The sequence below is a fragment of the Vibrio sp. RE88 genome (assembly GCF_013113835.1).
Taxonomy (GTDB): Bacteria; Pseudomonadota; Gammaproteobacteria; order Enterobacterales; family Vibrionaceae; genus Vibrio.
Genome location: NZ_VTYQ01000002.1, coordinates 59,598 through 79,635, shown reverse-complemented (window position 1 = coordinate 79,635; position 20,038 = coordinate 59,598). Strand labels below are relative to the sequence as shown.

21 protein-coding genes are annotated in these 20,038 nt (G+C 46.9%); 8 read left to right on the top strand and 13 right to left on the bottom strand.

Going from position 1 to position 20,038, the window contains the following annotated elements:
• The first annotated feature begins 113 nt into the window (after nt 1-113).
• Nucleotides 114-989 carry a LysR family transcriptional regulator gene (locus tag F0265_RS03880; RefSeq protein ID WP_171747869.1) on the top strand — a complete coding sequence of 292 codons (876 nt, stop codon included), beginning with the start codon at nt 114-116 and terminating at the stop codon, nt 987-989.
• On the opposite strand, the gene F0265_RS03875 is transcribed toward F0265_RS03880, so the two are convergent.
• Entirely contained in the window at nt 986-1,393 is a 408-nt protein-coding gene (locus F0265_RS03875) for a hypothetical protein (RefSeq protein ID WP_257001156.1), read from the bottom strand. The genes F0265_RS03880 and F0265_RS03875 overlap by 4 nt on opposite strands.
• Nucleotides 1,394-1,444: 51 nt before the next feature.
• Complete coding sequence (locus F0265_RS03870) at nt 1,445-3,118, bottom strand: amidohydrolase (protein ID WP_171747868.1); 1,674 nt, start codon at nt 3,116-3,118, stop codon at nt 1,445-1,447.
• A gap of 234 nt (nt 3,119-3,352) precedes the next feature.
• Here F0265_RS03870 and F0265_RS03865 point away from each other — a divergent pair, with 234 nt between their 5' ends.
• Entirely contained in the window at nt 3,353-4,822 is a 1,470-nt protein-coding gene (locus F0265_RS03865; protein WP_171747867.1) for a sensor domain-containing diguanylate cyclase, read from the top strand.
• 65 nt (nt 4,823-4,887) lie between these two features.
• Here F0265_RS03865 and F0265_RS03860 read toward each other — a convergent pair whose 3' ends face one another.
• Genes F0265_RS03860 through F0265_RS03850 form a run of 3 tightly spaced genes read right to left on the bottom strand, consistent with a single transcriptional unit; the run spans nt 4,888 to nt 6,919 of the window.
• Nucleotides 4,888-6,144 carry a PTS ascorbate transporter subunit IIC gene (locus tag F0265_RS03860; RefSeq protein WP_171747866.1) on the bottom strand — a complete coding sequence of 419 codons (1,257 nt, stop codon included), beginning with the start codon at nt 6,142-6,144 and terminating at the stop codon, nt 4,888-4,890.
• Nucleotides 6,145-6,153: 9 nt separating this feature from the next.
• Nucleotides 6,154-6,441, bottom strand: coding sequence for a PTS sugar transporter subunit IIB (locus F0265_RS03855; protein ID WP_171748180.1), 288 nt, complete (start codon nt 6,439-6,441; stop codon nt 6,154-6,156).
• Nucleotides 6,442-6,475: 34 nt separating this feature from the next.
• On the bottom strand, nt 6,476-6,919 hold the full coding sequence (locus F0265_RS03850) for a PTS sugar transporter subunit IIA (protein WP_171747865.1): 444 nt from the start codon (nt 6,917-6,919) through the stop codon (nt 6,476-6,478).
• 249 nt (nt 6,920-7,168) lie between these two features.
• On the opposite strand from F0265_RS03850, the gene F0265_RS03845 reads away from it, so the two are divergent.
• Entirely contained in the window at nt 7,169-8,197 is a 1,029-nt protein-coding gene (locus F0265_RS03845) for a LacI family DNA-binding transcriptional regulator (RefSeq protein ID WP_171747864.1), read from the top strand.
• 42 nt (nt 8,198-8,239) lie between these two features.
• Nucleotides 8,240-8,707 carry an OsmC family protein gene (locus F0265_RS03840; RefSeq protein ID WP_171747863.1) on the top strand — a complete coding sequence of 156 codons (468 nt, stop codon included), beginning with the start codon at nt 8,240-8,242 and terminating at the stop codon, nt 8,705-8,707.
• A gap of 37 nt (nt 8,708-8,744) precedes the next feature.
• On the opposite strand, the gene F0265_RS03835 is transcribed toward F0265_RS03840, so the two are convergent.
• From F0265_RS03835 to F0265_RS03805, 7 genes are all read right to left on the bottom strand, one after another.
• Complete coding sequence (locus tag F0265_RS03835) at nt 8,745-9,380, bottom strand: 2-dehydro-3-deoxy-6-phosphogalactonate aldolase (protein ID WP_171747862.1); 636 nt, start codon at nt 9,378-9,380, stop codon at nt 8,745-8,747.
• Entirely contained in the window at nt 9,370-10,269 is a 900-nt protein-coding gene (locus F0265_RS03830) for a 2-dehydro-3-deoxygalactonokinase (RefSeq protein WP_171747861.1), read from the bottom strand. The genes F0265_RS03835 and F0265_RS03830 overlap by 11 nt, the downstream gene beginning before the upstream one ends.
• A 22-nt stretch (nt 10,270-10,291) precedes the next feature.
• Nucleotides 10,292-11,437 carry a mandelate racemase/muconate lactonizing enzyme family protein gene (locus tag F0265_RS03825; RefSeq protein ID WP_171747860.1) on the bottom strand — a complete coding sequence of 382 codons (1,146 nt, stop codon included), beginning with the start codon at nt 11,435-11,437 and terminating at the stop codon, nt 10,292-10,294.
• A 14-nt stretch (nt 11,438-11,451) separates the two neighbouring features.
• Nucleotides 11,452-12,720, bottom strand: coding sequence for a TRAP transporter large permease (locus tag F0265_RS03820; protein WP_171747859.1), 1,269 nt, complete (start codon nt 12,718-12,720; stop codon nt 11,452-11,454).
• A 9-nt stretch (nt 12,721-12,729) separates the two neighbouring features.
• Nucleotides 12,730-13,203, bottom strand: coding sequence for a TRAP transporter small permease (locus tag F0265_RS03815; RefSeq protein ID WP_171747858.1), 474 nt, complete (start codon nt 13,201-13,203; stop codon nt 12,730-12,732).
• A 46-nt stretch (nt 13,204-13,249) separates the two neighbouring features.
• Nucleotides 13,250-14,305, bottom strand: coding sequence for a TRAP transporter substrate-binding protein (locus F0265_RS03810; RefSeq protein ID WP_171747857.1), 1,056 nt, complete (start codon nt 14,303-14,305; stop codon nt 13,250-13,252).
• A gap of 76 nt (nt 14,306-14,381) precedes the next feature.
• Nucleotides 14,382-15,107 carry an IclR family transcriptional regulator gene (locus tag F0265_RS03805; protein WP_171747856.1) on the bottom strand — a complete coding sequence of 242 codons (726 nt, stop codon included), beginning with the start codon at nt 15,105-15,107 and terminating at the stop codon, nt 14,382-14,384.
• Between the two features lie 243 nt (nt 15,108-15,350).
• On the opposite strand from F0265_RS03805, the gene F0265_RS03800 reads away from it, so the two are divergent.
• Genes F0265_RS03800 through F0265_RS03790 form a run of 3 tightly spaced genes read left to right on the top strand, consistent with a single transcriptional unit; the run spans nt 15,351 to nt 17,307 of the window.
• Complete coding sequence (locus tag F0265_RS03800) at nt 15,351-16,547, top strand: DEAD/DEAH box helicase (RefSeq protein WP_065742767.1); 1,197 nt, start codon at nt 15,351-15,353, stop codon at nt 16,545-16,547.
• The gene (gene yqfB / locus F0265_RS03795; RefSeq protein WP_171747855.1) at nt 16,547-16,867 is read left to right on the top strand and encodes a N(4)-acetylcytidine aminohydrolase; all 321 of its coding nucleotides are present in this window, start codon (nt 16,547-16,549) and stop codon (nt 16,865-16,867) included. Before F0265_RS03800 ends, yqfB begins: the two co-directional genes overlap by 1 nt.
• Nucleotides 16,867-17,307, top strand: a complete 441-nt coding sequence (locus F0265_RS03790) for a GNAT family N-acetyltransferase (protein WP_171748179.1) — start codon at nt 16,867-16,869, stop codon at nt 17,305-17,307. Before yqfB ends, F0265_RS03790 begins: the two co-directional genes overlap by 1 nt.
• Here the strand turns inward: F0265_RS03790 and F0265_RS03785 are convergent.
• Nucleotides 17,300-18,064, bottom strand: coding sequence for a transporter substrate-binding domain-containing protein (locus F0265_RS03785; protein WP_065742764.1), 765 nt, complete (start codon nt 18,062-18,064; stop codon nt 17,300-17,302). The two genes, F0265_RS03790 and F0265_RS03785, sit on opposite strands and share 8 nt — an antisense overlap.
• A gap of 186 nt (nt 18,065-18,250) precedes the next feature.
• Here F0265_RS03785 and F0265_RS03780 point away from each other — a divergent pair, with 186 nt between their 5' ends.
• A complete protein-coding gene (locus F0265_RS03780; protein ID WP_171747854.1) occupies nt 18,251-19,969 on the top strand; it encodes a sensor domain-containing diguanylate cyclase in 1,719 nt (572 codons plus the stop codon).
• Nucleotides 19,970-20,038: the final 69 nt, after the last annotated feature.

Genomic DNA, 20,038 nt, shown 5'->3' with positions numbered 1-20,038 from the left:
TAGACATTAAGAGGGATATTCACGGTGATAATCAAAGCCCCAATCAACCATTCACAACAAATTTGGTATCTTTTACAATAAGCCCTGTTGCTCTTCTCTCTTGGAATTCACGGATGAACACCACGCACCTAAAAGCGCTCCTTCTAGCCATCGAAACAGGCTCTATTTCCGCAGCAGCGCGAAAGCTCGGCAAAAAGCAGTCACAAGTCAGCCAATGGATCTCCGATCTGGAGATTGACCTTGGCGTTAATTTCTTTGACCGCACGGGAAACAAAAGCACGCTTAGCCAGCAAGGTGAACAACTGCTTCCATCCCTAACTCATACACTGGCACAGCTAGAAAAGCTGGCTGAAAAAGCTTCCGCTTTGAGCGCCGGAGAACCGACGACAATTCGCATCGGTATAGAGCACTACGTGCCTGAGGCTCCATTGCTAAATGCCATTCAACAACTATTCTTGATACCTAACCTCCATGTAGAAATCTATCGCGATGAACAAGCAGGTTTACGAAATGCTTTACTTAGTGGCGAAACCGATATTGTTGTCCAGCATGAATCGAATCAGCTGCATCAGGCCGATGTGGAATACATAAAATTGGGCCATTATCTTGAAGGTCTGGTTTGCCACCATTCTCTCGCTCTCGCTTCCTCTCAGCCTATATCGGTGGATGCATTAAGCGAACACAAGGAACTAATCTGGGGAGAGTTAGGTGAAGACGACGGTGAAGGATTCAGTCCAGATTACGCGGTAATCTATGACCTAACCATGTTAATCAAGCTACTCGAAGCTGGACAAGGGTTTGCTTTTCTTCCGCTCGCTAACATCACTCAGCAAATTCAGGATGGTACGTTGGTTAGATTGACATCTGAGTTTGAACAAAGTGAGATCCCTCGCCGAGTAGAACTGAGCTGGAGACCGGGATTAGCACTCTCTAAAACAGGCCATCAGATCATTGAATCACTGAAACAATGCCACGAGTTTCAGGTTTAATCGGAGACTAATGCGTCCCACCAGTCGTACAGGTATAACGCAAGATAAATTGGCACCAACGCCCAAAGCAGTGGGTCATCATAGACGTTTTCTGTCGTGCCAATCGTTGCAACGGCTAACATCATCAGCTCTGAAATACCGATAAAAAGCAACGCCTTAGTAAGGTGTGCCAGCAAACGATGGGATTGCTGCTGGATGTTGGTTTTCTGATACGTAGCCTCAAATACCCCCACAATCGCCGCCGCCATCAACAGACCGACCACCGCTAAAATGGACGACTGGTTGCTTTTATCCATCTCCTGCATCGCATCAAACGTTAGCTCAAATAACATCGGTACCGCTAACATGAGAATGAATGCTTGTTTGACAGCAACTTCGGCTAAAAATATCGGTGATTTCAACACGCTAATCCCTCAAAATACAACGCCGCACGTTTTAACGTGCGGCGTTGTGACTTATTCGTCGATGTCGTAGACGATTTGACCGTTAAAAATCGTCATCCAGATATCTGTCTTTTTGATTTTCTCGGCAGACAATTGGGTAATGTCACGCGACAAGATGGCAAAATCCGCCGCCTTGCCCACTTCTATTGACCCTGTAATATCATCAAGACCTAAACTCGTTGCCGCATTAATGGTATAGGCGTCTATCGCATCTTCGACACTTGGCAGGCCTGTTTTTCCCATGATGAGGCTATTGGCAATGCCCACCAGCGGGTTGATGTCGTGCACATTCCAGTCACTGCTTAAGGAGACGTTAGCCCCTGTGTCGAAGATGGCTTTCAGGTTCATCAAAGCACGCGTTCGCTTGGCTCCAAGAAACGCTTCTGCCCATTGATGCTCATGATAAGCAACGTAATCTGAACCGACTTGAAAATCCGCGGTCACATTCAATTTAGCAAAACGTTCTACGTCTTTAGAGTTCACCAACTCAACGTGTGTCAGCGTGTAGTCCTTTCCACCGCCTTGCTGACGCATTGCTTCAATCGCATTGAGTGACTCACGAATCGCGCCATCACCTATCGCATGAATGTGGGCGCCATAGCCAATCTTATCCAGTGCTTTGAGCCACTCTTCCATCGCCTCAGGTGGAATGTAGTTGATGCCATAAGGTTCATCAGGGATGTAGGTATCCAGATAAGGCGCAAGCGTCTTTGCTGTCCCATTAACTAAAATACCGTCGCTGTACATTTTGACCTGATCCACCAGCAGTAACTGAGATTTGTCCGTTGCTAACACCTCAGACAAAAACGATAGCTGCGGCTGCATTGAATCCGTCGGGTAAATCCAAGGTCTTAAGGAAACACGCGCCGTCAGGTCACCCCGTTTCTCCGCTTCCTTCCACACTTCATACCAACCACGCTTCCAGTAAAGTCGGCCATCACCGATGGTAGTAATACCGTGTGAGCGAGCTTCATCCAAACCAACCATCAGGCCTTCGTAGCTTTGATCGAATTGCTCTTCAAGGCTATTCCACGCTATCTCCATCACGATATCGCCGGCATTATCCATCAAGATACCATTGAGCTCGCCTGTGTATTCGTCTTTGAGAATCTTTCCGCCTTGCGGCTCTGGCGAGTTCTTGTGGATTCCTGCTTTTTCCAGCGCTGCGGAATTAACCCACATTGAGTGAGAAGTTTGCTCCATAATAATAACGGGCTGATCAGGAAAGACTGAATCAATGACCTCCAACGGTGTGCGTCTGTTGTCTTCTGCCAGCAATGCTTCTATCGAGAAACCGTAACCCATCACCCACTCACCCCGGCGCGCGTCTTTACGACACGCTTTCAGATAAGGGATCTGCTCCTCTAGCCCTGCATCCATGCTCAGCTCACACTGACCACCAGCTTCTGATGCTGCTTCAAAGACATGGTTGTGATTGTCGATAAAGCCGGGCGCAATAAAGCCACCGTCTAAATCTATGGTTTCCGTCGATGAGCGAGTGAAGCTCTGCATGTCTTCGGCTGTACCTACGTAAAGAATTTTACCTTTCGAAATGGCAATCGAATCAGCGGTTTGATAGCCATAGATACTGGCATTGGTTAACACCATATCCGCGGAATCCGCCGCGTAAGTATTGGCTGTCATGGTTATACTCGCGAGTAGTGTCAGAGTGTAAGCGCGTTTCATTGGCTTGGGTTCCTTGTTATTCATCCCTAACGTTTCACAGTATAGGGCCTGTCTTTGTGCACAGCCTAACAAGTCATTGGAATTAGTGAAAAATAGTCACTATCAGAGTTTTGGGATAGCATAGGTTGCACAGAACCTAGTTGCTTTAATAGAACACAAGCCCAGTGGCCTAATCTATAGTTATTGGAAGCGTGATCACTTAATGAGGCGCTTTAACACGGAGAGTAAAACACGATGGAAAAAGGAAAATGGCGCACAGCTTTTGACCTGTATGGCTACTCTGTTGCCACGCTGATTTTGGTGTTGCTGATCGTCAATTTTGTCACCTACTCCCTCTATCGTGTTCAAAAGGACAACATCTATGACTTGGGCGTCGGTTTTGCCCGAGATCAGAATGCGGCGCTCATCAACTTGATTAGCAAAGATATTCGCATCATAGGGGCCAGTGTTCACTTCTTCTACGCCACGGATTCCGAGCAGTGGCACAACTTTTCACTGTTCGTGCAAAGCTCGCTTAAGGATGATATTGGTAACGTCACGGCGCTGCAGTGGATGCCCCGAACGCAGAAAGGTTCCGATCCTAATGCGGTACCTAAGCCAGAAGAGTTCGTCGTCACCGAAGTATTCCCCAATAATGAAAGCAATGCCAAACTCATCGGTTATCAGCCCCAAGATGCACGTTTTGCCCACGCATTGGACATCATCACAACCACTCAAAAAGCGTTTATTTCTGACCGAATTCACTTGCTACAAAATGATATCGACCCCGCAGATGAAAAGAACAGCGCCTTGGTCTATTTCCCGGTATACAGCCGATCCGATTCGACCAACTTAACTGGTATCGTCATTGGCGCGATTGATTTAAACGGTTATTTCAAAACCTTAGCATCGCGACTTCCGGTCAAACGATTTGAATATCAAATCGTCGATCAAGGCTTTGACGCCAGCGACGCACCTATCGTATATGAGAGTGAATACTGGTCGGAATCGGAAGGCCAAGTTTATGTTGATTCCGTTAGTGTGGCCAATCGCAGCTGGGATATTCGTGTCACCATTGCAGACCAACTCGATTACAACCAAATGGTTACGCTGGCCGCGACATTTATACTCGGGCATCTCACCGCTTTCTTAGTCAGCTTTCTTGCCTTGAAGCAAACAAGAGACAGGCGCAGGCTTAACGCCATAGTCGCGAAAAAAACCCAGAAGCTCGCCTACATGGCATACCACGACAGTTTAACTGGCGTAGAGAATCGACGAGCGTTTAATGAAACACTTAAACGCAGAGTCATTAATAATGAAGTTTTCACGCTGATTGGCTTTGATGTTGACCGATTCAAAGGCATCAATGATACCTTCGGACACTCCGCTGGAGACAAAGCACTCCAGCATGTCGTGTCACTCATCAACCCTTTGCTCAGTGACGCAGACCGCTTTTATCGCTTGGGCGGAGATGAATTCTTTATGATGGTAGAGCACACAGACGCCGATCAGGTAGAAACCTTACTATCGAGCATCACCCATGCTATCCGCTCAACACCGTTACTGTTTGAAGATAAGCAGATTGCCATCACGTTAAGCCTCGGCGCGGTGATAAGAAATAGTGAAGATGTGGAAACCTTCATCAATCGCGTCGATGAGCAAATTTATCAAAGTAAAAGTGGCGGGCGGAATCAATATTCCTACGTGAACGGAGAACAAAGCTGATCGATGCACAAACAAAATGAAGCCCGCGATCATTGCGGGCTTCAACACTAGAAAGAGACGCTTTGTTAGCGAACAATCAGACCAAGCAGAATACCTACTACCCCGAAGTCAGCATCACTGAACGTGGTATTAGCAAAGCCTAAATCGCCAAGCACTGGCATCAAGAAGACAGGTAGGAAGGTAATCAGCAAGCCTTGTGCAAAAGCACCAAGAATTGCGCCGCGACGACCACCTGTCGCATTACCAAATACACCCGCAGCAGCACCTACGAAGAAGTGCGGGACCACGCCAGGAATAATGACCGTCAGCCCCATTACGTACAGCAAGAACATTCCTACTAAACCCGCCGCAAAGCTCGACAGGAAACCAACCAGAACCGCGTTAGGTGCATAAGGGAATACGACAGGGCAATCCAGAGCAGGCTTCGCATTTGGTACGAGCTTGTCTGAAATGCCCTTAAAAGCAGGGACGATTTCCGCAATCACCATGCGTACACCTTGAAGAATCACGTACACGCCACCAGCAAACGTAATCGACTGCATCAGAGCAAACATAAACCAATGTTTGCCACCACTGACTTCTCGAACAAAATCACCGCCAGCGAAGATACAGGTCACCATAAAGATGATGCCCATGGTAAATGAAATCGCTACAGGCGTATCACGCAGGAACAAAAGGCTCTTAGGCACATTCATTTCTTCGGTTGAGTGCTCTTTGTTACCAAATTTGCTGCCTATGTATCCCGCTAGGACATAAGACATGGTTGAGAAGTGACCGATAGCAACATCATCTGACCCCGTCACCTGCTTCATGTAACGATGAGCGATAGCTGGGAAGAACACCATCACTGAGCCCACGACAAGCGAACCTAGAGCAATAAGTGGTACGCCGCTCATACCGCTAGAGGAAAGAATTGCCGCGACCATCATCGACATAAACAAGGTATGATGACCGGTAAGAAAGATAAACTTCCAAGGCGTTAGGCGCGCAATCAGAATGTTCACTAGCATGGCGAAGAACATGATCATCGCCATTTCTTTACCAAAAGCTTCCTGCGCAATCGAGACAATGGCTTCATTGTTTGGCACCACACCTGTGATCCCAAATGCTTTCTGGAAGATGGTGGCAAAGTCACCAAGAGAGGTAACCACTAGGCCCGCACCTGCACCCAGAATAATGAAGCCTAAAATGGTTTTAACTGTGCCTTTTATACACTCAGTAACAGGTTTCTTTTGTGCAATCAGGCCAATCAATGCAATGAGGCCAACCAGAACCGCAGGCTCTGACAGGACATCATTCATTAAGAAACTGAAGAATTCCATTACGCCCCCTTACAGTGCGCCCAACTCGTTAAGTGCCAGTGATAGACGCCCTTTCATCGCAACTTTGTCGACCATGTTATCTAGGCTGACAATCTTCTGTTCAACATCAAGAGACTTCAGTTGTTCGGTGATGTCATTAGTACCAATAAAGATGTCGCAATCTGTGCCTTTTGCAGAGCCTAAATCAATGTGGTCAACCGTTGCGTTTACTTCAAGTTCTTTCACAATGCCTTTGATGCTCATTTCCATCATCAGACTGGTACCCAGACCGTGACCACATACAACCATAATTTTCATCATTCTTTACCTTTTGTTCTGAGGGGTTCAGGAGTTAATAATTCTTAATGACGTCTAACACGTCTTGAGGTGTTTTCGCGTTACAGATCTGTTCTACATGTTCTTCGTTCATGAAAAGCTCCGCCAATTTTGAGATTGCACCCACATGGCTATCGCTGTCCGTGGCAGCAAGCGTCACCAACATTTTCACTGGGTCATTACCTTCAGAGTCAAAGTTCACACCACTTTGAACCACGGTAATCGACAGTGACAAACGATTCACACCATCTTCTGGGCGAGCATGCGGCATCGCCATGCCCGGACCTACCACGTAGTAAGGCCCAAGTTCATGATGAGAGCGGAAAATCGCTTCGACATAGCTCGGCTCAATCGCGCCTGTTTCAAGTAAAGCGGCACATGATTGCTCTATCGCCTCTTTCCAGTCTGAAGCGGTTTCATGGACTCGAACGACGTCAGAGGTAATCAATTCACTTAGCATGGGATCTTTCCGGTTTGTTGTTTTGATGGCGCTACTCTATCGATGAATATGTCAAAAAAACCAGATCAAGATCTCAAATGATAGCGCTACCTGATAGCGCTATCATAAAATGTGATAGCGCTACCATTTCACTATCACACAATGGTTTCATATGCTTGTGATCAACATCTATTGCGCTAATATCAATTCCATCACATCGCTGTGTTAAGATGGCGCCGCGAATAAAATGGACAGTTAATAAAAACAACAATGAACGAACCGCGAAAACGAAGAAGCACTGGAAAAGTCACCATAGCCGATGTAGCCAAAAAAGCTGGTGTAGGGACGATGACCGTTTCGCGTGCACTGAGAACACCCGAACTTGTTTCAGAAAAGCTCAGAGATAAGATTCAACAAGTCGTAGACGAGTTAGGTTATATTCCTAACAAAGCCGCTGGGGCACTGGCTTCTGCGCAAAGCTACTCAATTGCGCTTATATTGCCTTCTTTGATCGAAAAATCGTGTGCGCTGTTCTTACCCAGTTTCCAACAGGCATTGAACAAGGCAGGCTATCAGTTGCTACTTGGCTACAGTGACTACTCCATTGATCAGGAAGAAAAACTGCTTTCTACCTTTCTTGAAAGTCGTCCAGCAGGCGTCGTTCTGTTTGGCTCCGAACACAGTCAAAAAACGCATCAACTGCTTGAAGCAGCAAACACACCCGTGCTCGAAATTGCCGAGCTGACCTCGACCCCTAAATATCACAATATCGGTGTGGACCATTTCGACATCGGTAAAAACTGCACCAAGCATCTGATTGAACAAGGTTTTAAGAATGTGGGGTTCATTGGTGCAAGAGGTGAGCACTCGACTCTACAGCGCAAACTGCACGGTTGGCAGAGTGCCATGATTGAACATTACCTGACGCCAGATCACTTCTTGACCACTCATGAAGCCCCTTCTTCTCAACTGGGTGCTGAAGGGCTGGCGAAGCTGTTGCTGCGTGACTCTACATTGAATGCGTTGGTCTGCAGCCACGAAGAGATTGCCATTGGCGCCCTATTCGAATGCCATCGCCGAGTACTTAAAGTACCCACTGATATTGCCATTATCTGCTTAGACGGCTCGTCGATGAGTGAACATGCCTACCCGAGCCTCACAGGTGCAGAAATTGATTATGAGCGCATGGGCGCCAAAGCCGCGGAGAAGTTACTTCAGCAAATCAAGGGCGAGCTTGTCGATCAAGTCACCGACATTGGCTTTAAGCTGACTCGACGAGCCAGTACCGCCATCAACTAAATTCTATCGACTGAAGATCGCATCACAATCAGGGAGGATTACATGTCAGATTACAGCGCAACCGTTCGTTGGCAGAGAGCCGAGCATGAAGAGTTCAGTGACAATCAATATAGTCGTGGACACCTGTGGGAATTTGACGGCGGTGTCAGTATTCCGGCCTCCTCTTCCCCCCATGTGGTCCCATTACCTTATTCAGTCGAAGAAAACGTTGACCCAGAAGAGGCGTTTATCGCTGCCATTTCAAGCTGCCACATGCTGACGTTTTTGGGTATCGCCGCTAAGCGCCGCTACGTGATCGACTCTTATGTTGATGAGGCTGTTGGCATTATGGAAGAAGATGAAAAAGGTCGAACCTCGGTGACAAAAGTAACCCTCAGGCCACACATCGTGTTTTCCGGTAGCAAACAACCTGACTACGCTCAGTTGGAGAAGATGCATCACCTCGCGCATCAACACTGCTTTATCGCCAACTCCGTTAAAACAGAAATCGTGACGGAGATTTTGACCTAACGTAAAAAAGGTGAGGCTTTCACACCTCACCTTTTCCTCAGATTATCGCACGGAATGTTTCGGCGAATGCTTTCGCATTTGAACGGATTTGCTCATCCGTTAGCCCCGGCTTATAGAGCGAAGCCCCCAAGCCAAAACCTTTCGCTCCAATCTCTAAGTAAGGTTTCATACTCTGCTCCGTTGGATTAATCCCCCCAACTGGCAAGCAGATGGTTTCTGATGGAAGTACTGATTTGAGTGCTTTGAATCCGTCCAAACCTAACATCGAAACGGGGAACAGCTTTAACCCTGTTGCGCCTGCTGCAAGAGCAGAGAAGGCCTCACTTGGTGTCACAACACCGGGAAACGTCACACAACCAGCCTGAGCAGACAACCTGACAACTTCTTCGTTAAAGTTAGGCGTCACAACCAGATTAGCCCCCGTTTCAATGACCGCTTTCGCCTGCTCCGGTGTCGTCACTGTCCCTGCACCGATCAGATAACCATCACCAAAGTGTTCGACCAACGTGCGAATACTCGCGAGTGCATCTGGGCTGTTGAGCGGCACCTCAATCATTGAGAAGCCTTCTTCAATCAGGATTTGAGTCACCCGTACGACATCATCGGGCATGACACCACGAATAATAGCGACTAAAGGAAGGTGATCATCGAGTTTAAACTCATTATTTCTCATTTTTCATTGCCTTTTTTATCTGCAGCATGCCGGCCAGAAAAGCCTCGTCGCCATGCTTGTATTCCGTTTTAATATTCAGTGTCTTACAAGCGAGCTGATAACGATCACACAATGCTTGACCACCAACGAGGTAGACTTCAGATGTGTTCAACTCTTTGAGCTCTTGCCCAATCAGTAAACCGGACAAATAATCCAGAACCGAAGAGGCGTCTAACTTGTCGAATAAGCGATGGGTTCTGGTCTTAAACAGTTTGGCGGTGAAATCACTCCCTCCGCTTTCTACTACCCCTTTAAGAAATGCGCGTTGAGACTCATTTTGTTCCGGAAGGCCCCTTCCCAAAATGGAGTGCTGTGACAGGATTGAAAACAGTTCTCCCGTCATAAAGGTTTTGAACTGTTTAACCTGCTCGCTGTCGACGGTTACGTGCTTGCTGTGTGTGCCCGGAAACACTGCGTTGAACTGCGCTTTATCTACCATCTGCTTTAGGCCAAAGAGCTGAACCTCTTCACCACGCATTACATCGACGTCTCCGTCAGCATTTTCCGTACAAACGCCAGGAATAATGGTCGCACTAGCGCCCCATGGCAGAGCAAACCGATGACACTGCTGAGCAAGCTGCTCCAATGTCACGGGAGCAGCGACATAAGGCACATCAACCCAACCTTGGGCCGAGCCCACCATGCCCGCCATCATCACAGGCAAATGCTGGTACTCCCCCAGCCAATCGTGCAGTACGCTCGCAAGCTCGTCAGCGAACTGATTGTCTTTAACTTGCAGTAGTCCGAGATTCTTCTCGATTTTCTCAATCAAAGTTCCATCGTTCCGCATCGCAAATGCACGGAAGTTTGTGGTTCCCCAATCAATAATTAGCCAATCTACATTGTTCATTGCTTTTGTCGCTCTCCGTCGCTCAGTTCACTTTGTATTGGTTAATGATGTCTCGGTTGACGTCGACACCAATGCCAGGCTGAGTCGAGATCTGTACTTTGCCGTTTTCCATCTTGATGCCATCGCAAATCAAATCTTTGCGGAACGGATGAGAAGATTGGTCAAACTCCAACATGGGTTCGGCTGGATTCAGCGATAAAGGCGAAGGTGGCAATGAAGCAATAAACTGCAGTGAAGCTGCAATCCCAATTCCTGAGCCCCAAACATGGGGGATCATCATGGTCTGGCTGGCCTGTGCCATCGCCGCAATCTTCTTACATTCGGTGATGCCACCAGAGGAACATAGATCAGGCTGAATAATGTCGAGAGCGCGGCTTTCAAGCCATGGTCGATACCCCATTTTGCCAAATAGCTGTTCACCCGCTGCAATATAGGTCTTAGACAGGCTTTTGATCTGCTGATAGCCTTCAAGATCTTCTGGAGCAAGTAGCTCTTCAAGGAAATACAGGTTGAGATCTTCAGTCTCTTTGATAATTCTGCGTGCAGCTGCTGAGTTGTATGCGCCATTTGCGTCCGCCATGATGCGAACATCTTCACCTACCGCTTGACGAATCGCACGCATATACGCGATATCTTCTTCAACACCAAAGCCAATCTTGAGCTTCATCGCTTTGAATCCCGCCTCCACATAACGATGCGCTTCAGCAATGGCGTCTTGTGGGTAGTTGCCTTCCGCTACTCGGTAAAAGCCCGTCGCGTAAGGCGTCACTTCTTTTCGAAACGCGCCGCCAATCAGAGCATGTATTGGCTGATTGAGGGACTTACCTATGACATCCCACAAAGCAATATCAACACCACTGATGGCGTTCACCGCAGAGCCGCCTTGACCATATGGTCGTGTCGTGTTGTACATTTCTTCCCACAACACTTCGACATCAAACGGATTACGCCCCAGTAAGATCGGTTTAAATACATGCTCAATAAAAGCTGCCGCAATATGAGGTGGCTGAAGCCCATGACACAAGGCCTCCCCCCAACCTGAAACACCTTCATCGGTGATGACTTCGACAATCAACGCACTGCGGTTATGTACCCAGCCCTGAGAAAAATAAAACGGCGTTTCTAGTGGAACCGAAATCGCGTGCGGAACGACATCAATAATTTTCATAATGTTTACCTTACTTAAATCAATGCCAATGCCAGCTGTGGAATGAATACCACAAAGGCCAAGGCGATCAGCATTGCAATGAAAAATGGAATAATGGCTTTCGAAAGCTTCTCGACTGATACCCCAGACACACTAGAACCTACAAATAGGTTAAGACCGAGCGGTGGCGTAATGAAACCAATCGCCAAGGTGACGACCATGATGATACCGATATGAACAGCATCAAAACCGAACAGCGTGGCCACTGGAACAAGAATTGGAGTCAGGATAATGATGGCCGCAACGGTTTCCATGAAACATCCCACCACCAGTAGCAATGCAACCATCAATAGCACAAACACCACTTTGCTTTCCGAGAATGCCAGCATCGCGTCAGCAATCTGATTTGGTATCTGTTCCAGCGCGAGGTATTTGCCGAAGGCAGTGGCCGTACCGACAATAATCAAGACAATGACCGACGTGATGACTGATTTAGTGAAGATCTGCGGTAAATCTTTAACCCCGATCTCTTTATAGACAAACAGGCTGACAATCAAACCATAAACGACTGCGACAACACTCGCCTCAGTTGGCGTGAATATTCCGCCATAAATGCCACCAAGAATGATTACTGGGATAAGCAAAGCCAACTGAGCGTGCTTAAACTGCTGCCAGACTTCTCCTAGTGAGAAAGGTTCATCCGAGCCCTTATAACCGTTTTTCTTCGCATAGTAGTAGGCGTAAACCATTAGGCACAGAGCAACAAGAACGCCCGGAACAATACCTGCGATAAAGAGATCGCCAATCGACGTACTGGCTGAAACACCATACATGACCATAGGAATGCTTGGTGGAATCATCACGCCTATTGCCCCTGCGGCGGTTACTACAGCCGTAGCGAACGCTTTATCGTAGCCATACTTGATCATCGCTGGGATCATAATTCCACCGACAGCGGCAACGGTTGCAGGCCCTGAACCTGAAATCGCGGCAAAGAACATACACGTAATGATAGAAGCAATCGCAAAACCACCTGTAATGTTCTTTACTAATGAATTCGCGAAGTTCACTAAACGTTGAGAGATTCCGCCACTGCCCATGATGTCGCCTGCCAGAATAAAAAATGGCACGGCCATGATTGGGAATGAATCGACCGACGTAATCAAAGTACTGACTAAGAAGTCCACACTCAGCGTTCCGGTAGAGACGATGGTCAGCAAGGTGGCAACACCTAATGCAATAGCAATAGGCACAGAGAAAAAGACCAGTAGTGCGAAGGTCGCAAACAGAATAAAAATAGACATATGCGCTCCCTAGCGAATAGCTTTCAGTTCGTCAGAGGTAATAACCATCTGCTGGATTAAACGAAAAGCCGTCAACGCAAAACCGACTGGCCCCGCCAGATACACTAACCACATCGGTAGCCCTAGCGCCGGAGAAGTCTGCCCTAGGGAATAGAGGTTGATGACCATTTGCGTGGATTTGAATAAAATGACGCAAGCAAACAGAAAGAACACCAAGTCCGCAAATAACGATAGGTATTTCTTCTCTTTCTCGTCTAGAAGCATATTGATCGCTTCGATTTTGATATGGCTTTTCTTAGCGACAGCAAAGCTAATCCCGATATAAACCAACCAAATAAAACAATAACGAGCGAGCTCTTCCGTCCAAGAAATAGAAAAGTCGAGGGTACGTGTGACCACTTGCAAAAAGATTGCTGCGGTCATGATGGCGAGTAAAATACACGCCACCGTATTTTCAAAATATTTATCTAACCATTTCAGCATGAGTTTATCCTCGCCCCACTGGATATTCTCAGAGGGGCTTAATTCATTATTTGCTCGCTAGCTCTTGTTCTGCTTTATTAATTTCTGCCTTGAATGCATCAATGACATCCGCACCAATAATAGGCTCATACTTATCAACCACAGAGTTGGTTGCATCTTGGAAACCTTTGCGTGCTTCCGGCGTCAGCTCAATCACTTCCATGTTGTCTTCAATGGTCGCAAGGCTGTCTAAATTGACCTTGCGGTTGACCTGACGTTCATAGTCTCCAGCTTCAATCGCCGCTTGCTGAATCACTTTCTGATCATGCTTGCTGAGCTTATTCCACGTTGATTCACTAAAGATAAGTGCCAACGGCGTGTAGACGTGCCCTGTGTCTGTCATGCTGCTCTGCACTTCGTACAGGTTATTAAGCGCGATGTTTGGGTATGGGTTCTCCTGGCCATCCACCGTACCTTGCTGAAGTGCCGTAAACAGCTCGTTAAAGGCCATAGGTGTTGGTGTCGCTCCCATCGCTTTCCATGCGTCTAGGTGAAGTGGGCTTTCCATCGTTCTGACTTTCAGTCCTTTCACATCTTCAATACTGTGTACAGCCCGATTAGAGTTAGTTAAATGACGGAACCCGTTCTCCCAGAAGTCGAGACCAATAAGCCCTTTTGATTGCAGTCTCTTTAGCATGTCGTCACCAAATGAACTGCGTAGTACTTTGTCGGCAACCGCTTCACTGGTGATCATAAATGGCAAGTCAAAAACGTTGTATTCAGGATAGAAGTTGGCCAATGGTCCCGTCGACGGAATAGACACATCCAGTGTGCCCAATTGCAACATTTCAATCGCCGCGCGGTCATCCCCTAGTTGGGCTGACGGGTATATATCGACCGTCAAATCGGTATATTTTTCGACGATTTCTTTGAATTTAGATGCACCATCATAGATTGGGTGTTTATTATTAGAACTCATACTAAAGCGTAGAGTTTTCACTTGTGATTCACATGATTGACCACTCGCAATTTGATTTCCTTGAGAGTTAGTCGCAATAGCGGCACCAATGATTGAGGCGATAAAGAGCCCACCAATGGCCAGAATTTTTCCTGTTCCAGACATAGTCGTACCTAATTAATTTTCTACTGTTGTAACGCACACATTATTTGTGCGTATAGGGTAAGGGTTTAATTAATAACTAATTTAATTGTTCGGATATTTTCTTGCAGTATTCCGTAATAGTAGGAATTAATTCCTTCATTCGTGAATCTGACATATATTCTTTGATGCTCGTTACAGATATCGCTGCAATAATATTGTTGTATTTGTTGCGAATCGGGACAGCGACACAGCGAACCAGATCATCGTTATCTTCGAGATCGAAGCTGTAATCCCCTTGAGCATAAACGTCCATTCGCTTCATCATTGCATCCACATCTAAGTCCGTCTGAGTCGTAATGAGCCTCTGCCACTCTGTCTTAGGCATATCTATCATCAACGCTTTACCCACTCCCGTTGCGGCAAGAGGTAGTCGATCCCCGACTTGTGAGCGCATTTGAACGTGACGCTGTCCTGGAATCTTATCGAGATAGAAAATCTCATCTTCGTCTTTAATGCCGAGATGCACTGTATCCTGAGTAAGTTGCGCGAGTTCTCTCAGATACGGTTTGGCAATTTCTTTCAATGGCATATCTGCCTGCGCCCGAATGCCCAACTGAATCATCTTAGTGCCGAGCACTAGACCAATCCCTTTGACTTCACGGACATACCTTGCCTCAATCAGCCCTTGCAAAATACGGTGTACCGTCGACTTTGGCAGCTCAAGATGATCACAAATGTCTTTCAATTGACGGTGACCTTCCGCAATCGCATCGATCACTGCGAACGCTTTTGCCAATGCTTGGTTACCTTGTACTTTGCTCATAAATCGACCTCTTGTTGATGTTGGAAAATATACCTGCGACCCACTAGTGATAATGTGATTATTATCAACATTCCACATAACGAAACTCGAATCCCACATTGTGGAACTTTGGTTCGGTTTGTTGATTTTTCCTGACAGGCGAGCTACCCCATGTTGTCACTCACCTTTAACGTCAGTTCATGCTAAACTCTGCGCCAAACACAGGGTTTACCCCGCTTCACTATTCAGATTCAGAGTGTACAGATGCCATTCTCTAAGCTCGGCTTAAGCCAACCAATTACCGACGCCATTCAGCAACTGGGTTATGACAAACCCACGACAATTCAGACCAAAGCCATTCCCGTGGTTCTGCGTGGCGAAGATTTAATTGCAGCAGCACAAACAGGTACGGGTAAAACCGCCAGCTTTGTACTGCCAATGCTCGAAAAATTAAGTCAGGGCGAAACTCAGCGTAAGAAGCGTATTCGTGGTTTGATTCTTACGCCCACTCGTGAGCTGGCTGTTCAGGTTGAAGAAAAGATTCGAGATTACAGCCAACACCTCGCTCTGACTTCACTTGCAATGTATGGCGGTGTGGATGAACAGGCTCAGAAACAGGCGCTGATTGAAGGTGTTGATATTCTGGTCGCGACACCCGGTCGACTGATCGATATGTATGGCAAGCGCGCCGTACATTTTGAGGAAGTTGAAATGCTGGTGCTGGATGAAGCCGACCGTATGCTCGATATGGGCTTTATTGACGACATCAACAAAATCCTTGACCGACTGCCAACCGATATCCAGCATTTGCTGTTCTCCGCCACTCTGTCGAATAAAGTTCGTGATCTAGCGAAAACAGCGGTACACGACCCTTACGAGATTTCAATCGCGGCCAATCAAGCGTCGAAAAAGAACATCGAACAATGGCTAATTACGGTCGACAAAGACAAGAAGTCAGCACTGCTAAGCCACTTGATCAAAGAAAACAACTGGGATCAGGCGCTGATCTTCATTGAGACTAAACACGGCGCTGCGAAATTGGCTCAACAGTTGGAAAAGCGCGGTATTGAAGCCGAAGCGTTCCACAGCGGTCGCAGCCAAGCAGTACGTTCTCAGCTGCTCGAAGATTTTAAAGCCGGCAAAATCCAATACATGATCGCCACTGGTGTCGGCGCTCGTGGTATTGATATTGAAGGCCTTACCCGCGTAATTAACTATGACCTGCCGTTCCCTGCTGATGAATACGTGCACCGTATTGGTCGAACAGGTCGTGCGGATGCGCAAGGCGAGGCTATTTCCTTTGTCTCAAAAGATAACTTCAAGAATTTGTGCATGATCGAAAGCCGCCTCGGCCACCTGATTGAACGCCGTGAAGTTGAAGGTTTTGAGCCGCGCAAACCTGTGCCTATTTCCATTCTCAATTATGTGCCTAAGCACAAGCGTCAAAATAAGGATTCCTAATGAGCGCACCTAGCAAAATTCTCTTTTTTGAGTTTCTTACTCCACTGATCACTTCTGGTAAAAAGACCATTACCATTCGCGATGAATCAGAATCTCATTACGTGCCGGGTACTCAGGTTGAAGTATTCACGTTGGAGAAAGATGAGAAAGTGTGTGAGGTGAAGATTCTAGCGGTAGAGCCCCTTCACTTTAACGACATCAACGAGTTTCACGCTGAGCAAGAAGCGATTGAACTACCAAAGCTTAAGCAGCTGATTCGTGAAATCTACCCCAACACCGACGAGCTATTCCTGATTACTTATGAGCTGGTTGATGCATGATCGACTTTGATTTTCGCCCGGCTACACCGGGCGATTTCGACTTCTTATTCTCCCTCAAAAAGAACGCAGAATACGACGCGATAAAAGCCGTGTTTGGTTGGAATGAAGAAGTGCAGCAACGCCTTCACCTTGAAGAGTGGCAGGAAGAGCAGCCCACTATAGTGACGGTTGACGGTAAACCTGCTGACAGCTTTTTGCTGCAGGACAAAGGGGAACACTTTTACTTTTGCCGTTTTTTCCTTCTGGCCTGCTACCACGGCCAAGGGATGGGAAGTAAAATCCTGCAACACTGTATTGAACACGCCGACGCGCAGCGTAAGCCTATCCAACTGTGTTATTTGCAGGGAAGTCGTGTGGGTGGGCTTTATCAACGCTTCGGGTTTCAAATCACGTCCGAAGATAATGACTTTATCTATATGAACAGAAAGCCTCTTACTTAACTCTCATGTTCTCAAAGTAATCATAGATGAGTGCTTCGTAACGCCCGTCTTGCTTCATATCGAACAACACTTGGTCAAAACGCTTGAGTAGTTCAACGTGGCTGCGGTCTTTGGAAAACGCGATGTAGCTGGGCGTGGCTTCAATGGGGGGCGATAGAATATCAATGTCATTATCTAAACCTTCTCTGACAAGAATACTGCGGGCTCCAAATTCATTATTCACCCAGATATCAGCGCGTTTGGTTCGCACCAAATGCGCGCATTCTACTGTGCTGTTTCTCTGGAAAATGAGCCGAAAACCACCCTCTTCTATTTTCGCGTCCATACGTTTTCCGTAACTGACGCCGTTGACGACGCACAAGGCGATTTTGGATACATCACCTGCTAAAACTTCCTCAGGTTTGTAGTTACTGCCTTTAAGTGCCATAAAACTAATATTTTGGACGAAGAGCACATTTTGACTAAAATCTGCAAATTTTTCCCGCTCAGGGTTTTTAAAGGCGGTGAAAATGCCATCCGCGCGACCACGCTTTACCAGTGTTAGGGCTCTCGCCCAAGGTAATACGGTGATGTTGACTGGTGTTTCCAGTTGATGAAACACGTATCTCACCAGTTCCACCGCCACCCCTGAGACCTGCTCTCCGTGCATTTCTATATAGGGTGGATATTCGAGTGTCACTAAGTCAATTGGCCTTGCGGCACAAGGTTTTAGTGCTACTAGAGCAAGAATGATTGTTCCAAAACGCAACCAATTCATCTTGTCTCCTTCACTTAAACCAATGATTAAATGCAAAAGTTTTATGAAACGATAGAGCAATAACGCAATTGCATATGCTCAAAGACCTTCTACACTTACATATCGTTAATATTAATATCACTCACCAGTATCGTTTGACTTTTTACGTATTTATTCGGTTTTGATAACAATTAACACGGTTTGTCTATGCTTCGATCATCTTTCAGTCGCGTTCAGTATTTTCCCATTGTAGCCCTGACAATTTCTCTGGTCGTCGGCGGTTACTTTTACGACAAAACCCTAGACAATTGGGTAACCAATATCGTCAGTAGCTACATGTCTAGTCTCATTGATGACGTATCTCATCAGATCAAGGACAAGCAGCTCGACCTCTATGACATGAGCCAGCCGGAGATCGACTACTTCCTAGATAATCTCTCTCAGTCCAGCTTTGGGCAACGTTTCACCATCATCCACAGTAGCGGATTGGTTCTCGGCGATTCTCAGCTAACCAATCGTGAAATCGCCACCCTAGGAGACCACAGCACCCGGCCAGAAGTACTAGCGGCGCTTGCTGGAAAAACCGGCTTATCCAAGCGTTACAGTAGCTCGATTGATCAAGAGTTGTTGTACGTCGCTAAGAAAATCGAGTTGCCGGAAGACGAACATGGCCATGACTCCACTTACGTTCTTAGGTTAGCAATGCCGATGACATCGCTGTATGCCATGTCCTCCGACTTAAAAGATATTGAGCATGCTTTGATGGCCGCCTCGCTTGCAATACTGATTCTCTCCACTTGGGTTAGTCATCGAAAAATATACAAATTGGTGAAAGAAGAACGGGACCAGCAGGAATACCGTATTCAGAAAAGTACTCAGGAAATTGAACTACTCCACCAGCTTGCCAACATGCTCGCCGCTTGTAACAGCGTCAAAGAGGCACAAGTCGTCGTTGCTGACATCATTCCAAGAGTGCTGGGTAATGTGAATGGTTGTGTTTCCATCATGCGTGACTCCCGCAATCAACTCGAAGTCAAACTCGACTGGGGCGGCGAGTGGCCCGCTAATAAACTCTACGCACCCAATGACTGCTGGGCACTGCGTAAAGGTAAGTATCATCTATCAAAAGAAAGACACCATAATCTCTCTTGCACTCATATGACCGCCTCTTCCATTGAAGGGCTTACATTGTGTGTTCCACTTACCGCTCATGGTAATACAGTCGGCATGTTCCACCTCTATTTTGATGAGCACTCTGAAGAAATATCTGAAGACACCAAACAACTCGCCTTCACGATTGCAGAGCATCTCGGATTGGCATTAGCTAACTTGAGCCTTCAAGAAAAACTCCGCTCACAAGCGATGCGCGATCCGTTAACAGGTCTCTTCAATCGTCGTTACTTTGAAGAGGTATTCGAGAAAGAGTGGGCCAAAGCTTCTCAAGATAGCAACCCAATGTCGTTGCTGATGCTCGACCTTGACCACTTTAAGCGCTTTAACGACAACTTTGGTCACGATGCTGGGGATTATGTCCTGAAGGAAGTGGCAAACTTGCTGAAACGTGAAATTGGCGACGAACATGTTGCCTGTCGTCTTGGTGGTGAAGAATTGGCGGTGATAAGCCCTAATTGTTCCATCAGCGAATCAATGGAGCTGGCGAATCAGATTGTCGACTCTGTCAGAGATTTGCACCTAGACATGAAAGGCTTGTCTCTGGGCCAGCTTGGTGTCTCAATTGGCGTCACTACTTTCCCAGATTTGAACACCTCCACCACAGAGCTGATTAAAGCGGCCGATACTGCCCTTTATCAGGCCAAAGACAACGGACGAAGCCAAGCAGTACATACTCAATCAAAAGAATACCTAAAACAGTTAAACGCTGACGTCCACTCAGAAAGTCGAGATGTGTTACCACTGAAACTCTAGGGCTTCATCTTACTTACTCTGCTTGCTCCTCTCACAGGAGCAAGCGCTATTTCCCCACTCCATCGATCG